The organism is Paraburkholderia sp. (genome assembly GCF_035948235.1).
Lineage (GTDB): Bacteria > Pseudomonadota > Gammaproteobacteria > Burkholderiales > Burkholderiaceae > Paraburkholderia.
On sequence record NZ_DASZJJ010000342.1, the window covers coordinates 1 to 8,873 of the forward strand.

11 protein-coding genes are annotated in these 8,873 nt (G+C 66.7%); 4 read left to right on the forward strand and 7 right to left on the reverse strand.

Going from position 1 to position 8,873, the window contains the following annotated elements; translation table 11 throughout:
- Positions 1-194 (forward strand): hypothetical protein (locus VG320_RS30300; protein WP_327203761.1); only part of this gene is annotated, 194 nt, incomplete at its 5' end.
- Between the two features lie 305 nt (positions 195-499).
- Here the strand turns inward: VG320_RS30300 and VG320_RS30305 are convergent.
- From VG320_RS30305 to phnG, 7 genes are all read right to left on the reverse strand, one after another.
- On the reverse strand, positions 500-1,633 hold the full coding sequence (locus VG320_RS30305) for an alpha-D-ribose 1-methylphosphonate 5-triphosphate diphosphatase (protein WP_327203762.1): 1,134 nt from the start codon (positions 1,631-1,633) through the stop codon (positions 500-502).
- A gap of 70 nt (positions 1,634-1,703) precedes the next feature.
- Positions 1,704-2,483: a phosphonate C-P lyase system protein PhnL gene (gene phnL / locus VG320_RS30310; protein WP_327203763.1), complete on the reverse strand. Its 780-nt coding sequence runs from the start codon at positions 2,481-2,483 to the stop codon at positions 1,704-1,706.
- A 10-nt stretch (positions 2,484-2,493) separates the two neighbouring features.
- A complete protein-coding gene (phnK, locus tag VG320_RS30315) occupies positions 2,494-3,264 on the reverse strand; it encodes a phosphonate C-P lyase system protein PhnK (RefSeq protein ID WP_327203771.1) in 771 nt (256 codons plus the stop codon).
- A gap of 8 nt (positions 3,265-3,272) precedes the next feature.
- Positions 3,273-4,184: an alpha-D-ribose 1-methylphosphonate 5-phosphate C-P-lyase PhnJ gene (locus tag VG320_RS30320; RefSeq protein WP_327203764.1), complete on the reverse strand. Its 912-nt coding sequence runs from the start codon at positions 4,182-4,184 to the stop codon at positions 3,273-3,275.
- Entirely contained in the window at positions 4,181-5,287 is a 1,107-nt protein-coding gene (locus tag VG320_RS30325) for a carbon-phosphorus lyase complex subunit PhnI (RefSeq protein WP_327203765.1), read from the reverse strand. Before VG320_RS30325 ends, VG320_RS30320 begins: the two co-directional genes overlap by 4 nt.
- Complete coding sequence (gene phnH, locus VG320_RS30330; protein ID WP_327203766.1) at positions 5,287-5,928, reverse strand: phosphonate C-P lyase system protein PhnH; 642 nt, start codon at positions 5,926-5,928, stop codon at positions 5,287-5,289. The genes VG320_RS30325 and phnH overlap by 1 nt, the downstream gene beginning before the upstream one ends.
- Positions 5,925-6,422 (reverse strand): phosphonate C-P lyase system protein PhnG, encoded by a 498-nt coding sequence (gene phnG, locus VG320_RS30335; RefSeq protein ID WP_327203767.1) that lies wholly within the window; start codon positions 6,420-6,422, stop codon positions 5,925-5,927. Before phnG ends, phnH begins: the two co-directional genes overlap by 4 nt.
- Before the next feature lie 260 nt (positions 6,423-6,682).
- Here phnG and phnF point away from each other — a divergent pair, with 260 nt between their 5' ends.
- Genes phnF through phnN form a run of 3 tightly spaced genes read left to right on the forward strand, consistent with a single transcriptional unit; the run spans position 6,683 to position 8,738 of the window.
- Positions 6,683-7,438: a phosphonate metabolism transcriptional regulator PhnF gene (gene phnF / locus VG320_RS30340; protein WP_327203768.1), complete on the forward strand. Its 756-nt coding sequence runs from the start codon at positions 6,683-6,685 to the stop codon at positions 7,436-7,438.
- Positions 7,435-8,187 carry a DUF1045 domain-containing protein gene (locus VG320_RS30345; RefSeq protein ID WP_327203769.1) on the forward strand — a complete coding sequence of 251 codons (753 nt, stop codon included), beginning with the start codon at positions 7,435-7,437 and terminating at the stop codon, positions 8,185-8,187. The genes phnF and VG320_RS30345 overlap by 4 nt, the downstream gene beginning before the upstream one ends.
- Entirely contained in the window at positions 8,184-8,738 is a 555-nt protein-coding gene (phnN, locus tag VG320_RS30350) for a phosphonate metabolism protein/1,5-bisphosphokinase (PRPP-forming) PhnN (protein WP_327203770.1), read from the forward strand. Before VG320_RS30345 ends, phnN begins: the two co-directional genes overlap by 4 nt.
- Positions 8,739-8,873: the final 135 nt, after the last annotated feature.

Below are 8,873 nucleotides of genomic sequence, written 5' to 3' on the forward strand. Positions count from 1 at the left end.
AGGGCAACCGACAGGGTGGCAAGCAGTTTCTTCACTCTTTGTACTCCTCTTATGGTTCATGGCGCGCCATGTGCGGTCGTGCCGCCACGGTGCATTTTTCCAGCGCGGCTCGCGCCGGAGATTCGGCTGTCCTCGCAAGCATTGCTGCGAGCGGCGGCGCAAAGCTTACCCAATCAAAAATGCTGCGTCGCTAGTGAAATACCGTATGGCAAGCGAACAAGCGCTCTAACGTGCCTGCAAGGTTGGGCGCTATCGGGCGCAAAGCCTTGTGCGAAAAGGCTTTCGGGGAGATACAGAGGGGCGGGTGAAGCGCTGCGGAAAACGGATTGCGATGCTCTGCCGCAACAGTTGCAGGTAGGCGCCGACGCTTGCCAGACGGCAGGCGCGGCGCATGAAGGGAAGTTGAAATCGAAACGATGGCGTGCCGTTGGTTTGGTTGTTGGCTTTGGCACGCCATTGCCGCAATGCAGCAGATAAAACGCGCGGTGTTGCGCTCGCGCTAGACCACGCGCTGGCCAGCGCGATACGTTGCGCGCGGCACCGGCAGCGTGTCGAGCATCGTCACGCGCACGAAGTCCGCGCGCAGGCCGGTTTCGATCGCGCCACGGTCGTTAAGCCCCGCCTTGTGCGCCGGTTCCCACGACACGGTGGCGAGCGCGCGCGGCAGCGTCCAGTCGGCCTTGGTGACGAGATCGAAGGCGGCGGTCAGGAGGCTCGATGGCACGTAGTCCGACGAGAGGATATCGAGCAGATCCGCCTGCGCCAGTTCGAGCGCCGACACATTGCCCGAATGCGAGCCGCCGCGCACGACATTGGGCGCACCCATGATGGTGGCGATGCCGCGCTTTTTCGCTTCTTCCGCGGCGGCGCGCGTGGTCGGGAATTCGGCCAGCACGATGCCTTCGGCGGCGGCCTGCTCGACGTGTTCGATCAGCGTGTCGTCATGGCTCGCGAGCGGGATGTTGCGCGCGCGGCAGCGTTCGACGATCGCGCGGCGGTGCGCGTCCGCGTAGCGCTCCTGCTCGGTTTCCATTTCGGTCAGCAGGTTGTCGGCGTGCTCGTCGGTCCACTTGCCGTGGCGCTCCTGGTAGCGGCGCCATTGCGTGCGGTCGTGCCACTGGCGCTGGCCCGGCGTGTGGTCCATCACCGAGGCCAGACGCAGCAGCGGATGCACGCTCAGCGTGTCGAACAGTTCGATCACGTCCTCCGTGGCGATCTCGCAGCGCAGGTGCAGGAAGTGGTCGGCGCGCAGCAGTTTGCGCTCGGAGAAGCGCGAGAGCGCGGCGGCGCTGGCCAGTTGTACGTCGCGGCCACGCACGCCCACGGCCAGGCGCGTGCCGATGGCGAGCGCGTCGAACACCGTGGTGATGCCGGCGGCGGCGATCTGCGCGTCGTGTATCACGAAGGCGGCGTCGGTGTTCCAGTGCACGCCGGGGCGCGGCGCGAGATGCTTTTCCAGGTTGTCGGTGTGCAGCTCGACGAGACCCGGCAGCAGGAAGTCGCCTTCCCAGTCCTCGGCCTCGGGCGCGGCGGTGGAACCCCGCGAAATGTCGCGGATTGTGTCGCCTTCGACATGCAGCGTGCCGGTGAAAACGTCGTCTCGCGTCACGATGCGAGCGTTCTTGATCAACATCGTCAGGCTCCAGAAATCAGGTCTTGAGTCACTGTTAAGGGTACGAAAAGCGGATTACGAATACGTGTTTTCAGGCGGTTTCGGTTGCGCAGGTTTCCTCGACGAGCGGTGCACGCAGCGCCAGCACGCGAGTGGCGACGCGCTCGCGCGTGTCCTCGTCATGGAACACGCCGACGATGGCCGCGCCGCGCTCGCGCGCCTCGACGATCAGGCCCGCGACCACTTCGCGGTTCTCCGCGTCCAGCGAGGCCGTGGGCTCGTCGAGCAGCAGCACGCGATGCTGTGCGATCAGCCCGCGCGCGATGTTCACGCGCTGCTGCTCGCCGCCGGAAAACGTCGCGGGTGCGAGCGGCCACAGCCGCTGCGGCACGTTCAGGCGTTCGAGCAGTGCGGCGGCGCGCCCGCGCGCATCTTCCTCGTCGATACCGCGCGACACCAGCGGCGCGGCCACGATATCGAGCGCCGATACACGCGGAATCACACGCAGAAACTGGCTCACATAACCGACCACGTTGCGGCGCAAACGCAGCACATCATGCGGCTGCGCGCCGGTGATTTCCAGATGCTGCGCAGGTGCTGCGTCGTCGCGGATCGCAATCGAGCCGCCGCTGGCCAGATAGTTGCCGTACAGGCAGCGCAGGAACGTGCTCTTGCCCGCGCCCGAGGGACCGACCAGCACGACGCATTCGCCGCGCTCCACGTCCAGCGAAACGCCCGCAAGCGCGTCGATGCCGATGCCGCCTTGACCATGCAGCGTGAAGGTCTTGCGCACATCTTCGGCGCGCAGCATGAGCGCGGGGCGCTCGGCGAAGGCGCGCGCCGCCGGGGAAGCCAGGGAATTCAGTGTCATGGCGTTCATCCTAGACCGGCAGCACGGAGGCTACCAGCGTCTGCGTGTAAGGGTGTTGAGGATCGTCCAGGACCTGGTCGGTCAGACCCGATTCGACCACCGTGCCGCCCTGCATCACCATCAGCCGGTGCGCGAGCAGCCGCGCCACGCCAATATCGTGCGTGACGATCAGCACTGAAAGATGCAGCGTGGTGGTGAGCGTGCGCAGCAGATCGAGCAGCCGCGCCTGCACGGACACGTCGAGGCCGGCGGTCGGTTCGTCCATGAAAACGAGGCGCGGGCCGGTGACCAGATTGCGGGCGATCTGCAGGCGCTGCTGCATGCCGCCCGAAAACGCCGAAGGCAGTTCGTCGATGCGCGTCTCGTCCAGCTCGACGCGGCGCATCCACTGCTGCGCGCTCTGGCGGATGCGACCGTAATGGCGCGCGCCCACTGCCATCAGCGGCTCGCCGATATTGGCGCCCGCAGAGACCCCCGCACGCAGCCCGTCGCGCGGATTTTGCTGCACGAAGCCCCATTCGGTGCGCGCCAGCAGGCGGCGCCGCGGCTCGGACAGCGTGCGCAGATCGAGCGTCTCGCCGTTGGCGCTGGTGTAGGCGAGCGAGCCCGCATCGGCGTCGGTGCGCAGCGCGAGCGTGTTGAGCAAAGTGGTCTTGCCCGAACCCGATTCGCCGACGATACACAGTACCTCGCCCGGATAGAGATCGAAGCTCACGTCGCGGCAGCCGTTGCGCCCGCCGTATTGTTTTGTGAGGCCGCGCGCGCTCAAGAGCGGCTGAATGCCTGAATTCATGCCTCTTCTCCGTTTGCTTCGCCATCCTGAGTTTCCTGGCGATCATGGCAATAATCGCTATCCGAGCACACGAACATGCGCTTGCCCGCATCGTCGACGATCATCTCGTCGAGGAAGCTCTCGCGCGAACCGCACAGCGCGCACGCGTGTTCCCAGCGTTGCACTTCGAACGGGTGATCGTCGAAGTCGAGCGATTTCACCGGCGTATAAGGCGGAATTGCGTAGATGCGCCGCTCGCGGCCAGCGCCGAACAGTTGCAGCGCGGCGTTCATATGCAGCTTCGGATTATCGAATTTCGGAATCGGCGAAGGCGAAGTGAGGTAGCGCCCGTTCACCGTCACCGGATAGTCGTAGGTGGTGGCGATGCTGCCGTGCTGCACGATGTCCTCGTAGAGCTTCACGCTGATGAGGCCGTAGTCGGCGAGCGCGTGCAGCTTCTTGCACTCGGCCACGCGCGGCTCCAGACGGTACAGCGGCTCGGGCATCGGCACCTGATAGACGAGGATCTGCTTGTCCGTGAGCGGCGTTTCGGGAATGCGATGGCGGGTCTGCACGATGGTTGCTTCGCTGGTGCGGCGCGTGGTGGCTACGCCCGTCGTGCGTGCGAAAAAGCGGCGGATATTGACGGCGTTGGTCGTGTCGTCGGAGCCCTGGTCGATGACCTTGAGCGTATCCTTCGCGCCGATGATCGCCGCCGTCACCTGAATGCCGCCCGTGCCCCAGCCATACGGCAGCGGCATTTCGCGCGAGGCGAACGGCACCTGGTAGCCTGGCACCGCCACGGCCTTGAGCAGCGCGCGGCGGATCATGCGCTTGGTCTGCTCGTCGAGGTACGCGAAGTTGTAGCCCTCGGCGGCCCGGGTCTCGTGCGAGGCGAGCGACGTGTCGAAAGTGTCGGGCGCGTTCATGCGGCCTCTCCGGTATTCAGTTCGCCATGCTGCGCGCGCAGGCGGCGCACGAGTTCCAGCTCGGCCTGGAAGTCGACGTAATGCGGCAGTTTCAGATGCTGCACGAAGCCCGATGCTTCCACGTTGTCGCTATGCGAAAGCATGAATTCGATGTCCTGGGTGGGCGAAGCGAGCGTTTCGCCCAGTTCTTCGGCGCGCAACGCGCGATCGACCAGCGCCATCGCCATGGCCTTGCGCTCGGCGTGGCCGAAGGTGAGACCGTAGCCCTGCGTGAAGGCCGGCGGCATGTCCTTGCTGCCCGCGAACTGGTTGATCATCTGGCATTCAGTCAGCTCGATTTCGCCAATTTCGACGGCTTCGCCCAGTTCGTCCAGCACCATTTCCACCGCGACCGTGCCAAAGCGGATCTCGCCCGCGAACGGATGCGAGTGCGCATAGCCGCGCTGGGTGGCGTAGCCCATCGCCAGCAGAAAGCCTTCGTCGCCGCGCGCTAGATTCTGCAGGCGCACGCTGCGATCGGCGGGAAACGACAGCGGTTCGCGCGAAAGATCGCCCGGTTCGACGCCTTCGCCCGAGACCGTTTCCTGTTCGATCAGGCCTTCGTTATTCAGCAGCGTGACCACGCGTGGCATGGCTTCGGCTTCGCGCGCTGCGCCGTCTTGAGCAATCGATTCGGAGTCCGTTGCATCGTCGCCTTCCGCGAGCAGCGCGAAATCCAGCAGACGCTGCGTGTAATCGTAGGTCGCGCCCAGCACCTGGCCGCCGGGCACGTCCTTGAAGGTCGCGGAAATGCGGCGCTCGACTTCCATGTGTTCCGTTTCCACGGGCACGGTGTAGCCGAAGCGCGGCAGTGTGGTGCGCCAGGCGCGCAGCAGAAAGATCGCTTCGACGAGATCGCCCGCCGCCTGCTTGATTGCGAGCGCAGCGAGTTCTTCGTCATAGACCGAACCTTCGGCCATCACGCGCGCCACGGCCAGGCGCATCTGTTCGCGAATCTGCGCGACGGACAGCTCGGGCACGCTCGTATCGCCACGGCGGGCACGGTCGAGCAGACGCCACGACGCTTCGATCGCGCGTTCTCCTCCTTTAACGGCGACGTACATCAGTTCACCTCCACGCGGGTCGTGCGCGGCAGGCCCACGATCTGGGCGCCGCAAACGAAATAGAAGTCGATGCCGCACGGAAAGAGCGGCGCGAGTGCGGCGCGTTCCTGCCAGAAACGCTCGGGCAGGCCGACGGGCGCGAAAGTCTGGGTGGTCTCGATGCCGGGGCCGCTGAGCGTGAGCGGCGCGCCGCCCATGAGCGCATCCACGCGCACGAAAACGGTGGCCGAATGCTCGGGCGATTCGTCGGTGCCGCAGGCAAAGGCGTCCAGCGGCGGCAGCGCGGCGGCGTCGTGCACGTAGGCGAAGGCAGCATCGCGCGGGGTGGCGGCCAGCGGCGCATCGGCGTGAAAGCGCAGCACGGCGGCCAGCGCCGCGTCGGGCTGCGCGAGCCAGATGGGCGTGGCGTAATCGGCCAGCGCGAGCAGCGCGGCAAAGGCCGCGAGACCGGCGCGTGGCGTGCCGTCTGCGGCTGCATCGGCGGCGGGTAGCGGAGTTTCGATTGTTTCGATCGTACCGGGGCGCGACAGCGCGTTCAGCAGCGTGCGGAACACGGCTTGCGTGTCGTGCACCGGATCGGCAAAACCGGGCGCGAGCATGTCGAGCGACAGATGCACGGCGGTCAAAGCGGTTTCGTTCATGCGTCACCTCGAACCATCGTGAAAAACTCGACCTTGGTGCTGGCGGTGTCGTCGCGGCGCGCGGCGCGTTGCGCGGCGAGGCGCGCGGCCAGCGGCTCGATCAACTGCGCTTGCAGGTGATCGTGGCGTTCGGGCTGCTGCAGGAGGGCGTCGGCGAGCGCGGCCAGTTCGGCGCGGCGCTTGTCGCGGCCCAGATGGCAGGCCACGCCGACCGTGGCGCTCTGGCTGCCCGGCGCGCGCAGGCGCAGCGTGGCGCGCGTGACGGTGGCTTCGCCCAGATTAAAGGCATTGCCGGTGCCGCCGACGCGCCCGCGCACCATCGCGAGGCCGGTCTGCGGGGCGCGCAGCCAGTCGAAGGAAGGCGCCGGCTCGCCGCCGAGCGCCGCGGCCAGGGCCGCTTCGAGATCGGCGCGCGGCGTGCGCGCGAGAACCGCCATCCATGCGCGGCGCGCGGCGGAGCCGGCGGCGGTGGATGGTGCGGAGGTTGCGTTCATCGGAGTTCCTGTGTCGTGAACGGATTGAACTGCGGGAAACTGGGTGCTGCGGGGCTGCTGCGTTTGAAGCGGTTACCGGATTGCGCACGTCGCGAGGCGTCGCAAACGTGGAGTCATTGGAGCATCTATTCATCTAAACGTCTAGACGTTTCATGCTACAGTGAATCCACGCCGGCAAGACGGACGTTTTCATATTTCCATCACGCCCTGGCCACTACAATGCGCAAAACGCTATTGAAACCGAGGGGAATGACAGCACCATGACATCGAACGACGACGCGCAGCACAGCACGCTCGAACGCGGCGCAGGGCTGGCGGTGTGGCGGCAGATCGAGCAGATCCTCGCCGCCGAGATCGCCGCGAAGGGTTTCGGCGACGACGGCCGCCTGCCGAGCGAAGGCGAACTGGCGAAGCGCTTCGACGTGAACCGCCATACGGTGCGGCGCGCGATGCTGGGTCTGGCTGCCCAGGGTCTGGTGAGCGTCGAACAGGGGCGCGGCACTTTCGTGCAGCCCGGCGCAATCGACTACAGCATCGGCAAGCGCACGCGCTTTACAGAAAACCTGCAACGCCATCAGCATTCGGCGGTGGGCAAGCTGCTGGCGTCGTCGCGCGTGAAGGCCGATCCCGCCGTCGCGAAGGCGCTGGGCCTGCGTGCGGGCGCGCTGGTTTATCGGCTGGAGACGCTGCACGAATCGGACGGCGTGCCGCTCACTTATGCGCGTAGCTGGTATCCAGCCGCGCGTTTCGCCGATCTGCCCACGGTGATGGAGCGCGTGGACAGCACCTCGAAGGCGCTCGCCGAATTCGGCGTGACCGATTATCTGCGCAAATGGAGCCGCATCGGCAGCGTGCTGCCCGAGCCGGAAGTCGCGCGGCGGCTGAACATCAACCGGCAGCAGCCGGTGTTGTGGGTCGAGAACGTCGACGTCGATCTGGAAGGCGTGGCGATCAAATACGGCGTGACGCACTTCGCAGCGGATCGCGTGCAACTGATGGTGGAGCACGACCTATGAGCGATGCGACGAGCACCGCGATGAACACCGCGCCCGCGCAGTGGAGCGCGGCCACGCGTTTTGCGCTCTATTACGCGCCGCCGCGCGATTCGGCGTGGTGGCGGCGAGGCTGCGAATGGCTGGGCCGCGATCCAGAAAGCGGCGAGCCGCTTGCGCCGCCGCAGCCCGTCGAACTCGAAATGCCGCTCGCGTCGCTCACCGTGGCGCCCGGGCGTTATGGCTGGCACGGCACGCTCGTGCCGCCGTTTCGTCTGGCCGATGGCGTGACGCCGCAGGCGCTCGTCGCTGCTACACAGGCCTGGGCCGCGCGACGCGAGCGCTTCGAAGTCGCTGCTGAAGCGGCGACGCTCGGCCGTTTCGTCGCCGTGCGCGCCGCCGACGACTCAGGCGCGCAAGCGCTCCAGCAACTGGCCGGCGACGCCTTGCGCACGCTCGGCTCGCTGCGCGCAGCGCAGACGAGCGCCGAATTGGCCAGGCGCCTGGACGCGCCGCTCACGCCGCGCCAGCGCGATTACGTCGAGACATGGGGCTATCCGTACGTGTTCGACGAATTCCGCTTTCATATGACGCTGTCCGATTCGCTCGACGAAGCGCCGACGCGCGCCGCGCTCATGCACGCCTGGAATGCGCAGATGCGCGACGCGGGCCCGCTGCCCGTGCATGGCGTGGCGATCTACGTCGAGCCCAAGCCCGCCGCGCCGTTCGAATTGTGGCAGCGCGTGGATTTCCCGCAGGAGAACGACGCATGACGGCGCGGCTGGTCTACGTGATGGGCCCGTCCGGCGCGGGCAAGGACACGTTGCTGGGCTACGCGCGCAAGCGCCTGGCGGCAGAGGGCGTGGTGTTCGCGCATCGCTATATCACGCGTGAGGAAGGCGGCGGCGAGAACCACATCGCGCTCACCGATACCGAATTCGAAGCGCGCGCGCGGCTGGGCCTGTTCGCGCTGCAATGGCGCAGCCACGCGCTGCGCTACGGCATCGGCGTGGAAATCGAGCAGTGGCTCAAGCTAGGCTGCACCGTAGTGGTGAACGGCTCGCGTGCCTACGTGAGCGAAGCGCTGGCGCGCTATCCACGCATGACGCTGGTGCATGTGAACGCCGCGCAGCATGTGCTGGCCGCGCGGCTAGCCTCGCGGGCGCGGGAGACGCCTGAGCAGGTCGCGGAGCGCCTGGCGCGGCGCGCGCCGTTCGTGGTGCCCGAAGGCGCGACGTTCGTGCAGATCGACAATTCCGGGCGAATCGAAGACGCAGGCGCGGCCTTTGTGGCGGCGGTGCAGCGGGTGGTGCTGAAGGGCTGAAACACGCGTGGGCGCTGGCTTTATGCGCGCCGCCGGGGGCCGGGTATTTTTGGTCGCGCCATGGGGTCATGAGAAGATGACGGCGATCACGAGACCCTAGCGAGAGACCGCCCTTGGACCGTTTCCAGGAGATGC

Excerpts from the sequence above, each read along its gene's own strand:
- phnG (WP_327203767.1), bottom strand. The coding sequence starts at position 6,422 with ATGAACGCAACCTCCGCACCATCCACCGCCGCCGGCTCCGCCGCGCGC.
- phnF (WP_327203768.1), top strand. The coding sequence starts at position 6,683 with ATGACATCGAACGACGACGCGCAGCACAGCACGCTCGAACGCGGCGCA.
- phnH (WP_327203766.1), bottom strand. The coding sequence starts at position 5,928 with ATGAACGAAACCGCTTTGACCGCCGTGCATCTGTCGCTCGACATGCTC.
- phnL (WP_327203763.1), bottom strand. The coding sequence starts at position 2,483 with ATGACACTGAATTCCCTGGCTTCCCCGGCGGCGCGCGCCTTCGCCGAG.
- VG320_RS30320 (WP_327203764.1), bottom strand. The coding sequence starts at position 4,184 with ATGAACGCGCCCGACACTTTCGACACGTCGCTCGCCTCGCACGAGACC.
- phnN (WP_327203770.1), top strand. The coding sequence starts at position 8,184 with ATGACGGCGCGGCTGGTCTACGTGATGGGCCCGTCCGGCGCGGGCAAG.
- VG320_RS30325 (WP_327203765.1), bottom strand. The coding sequence starts at position 5,287 with ATGTACGTCGCCGTTAAAGGAGGAGAACGCGCGATCGAAGCGTCGTGG.
- VG320_RS30345 (WP_327203769.1), top strand. The coding sequence starts at position 7,435 with ATGAGCGATGCGACGAGCACCGCGATGAACACCGCGCCCGCGCAGTGG.
- VG320_RS30305 (WP_327203762.1), bottom strand. The coding sequence starts at position 1,633 with ATGTTGATCAAGAACGCTCGCATCGTGACGCGAGACGACGTTTTCACC.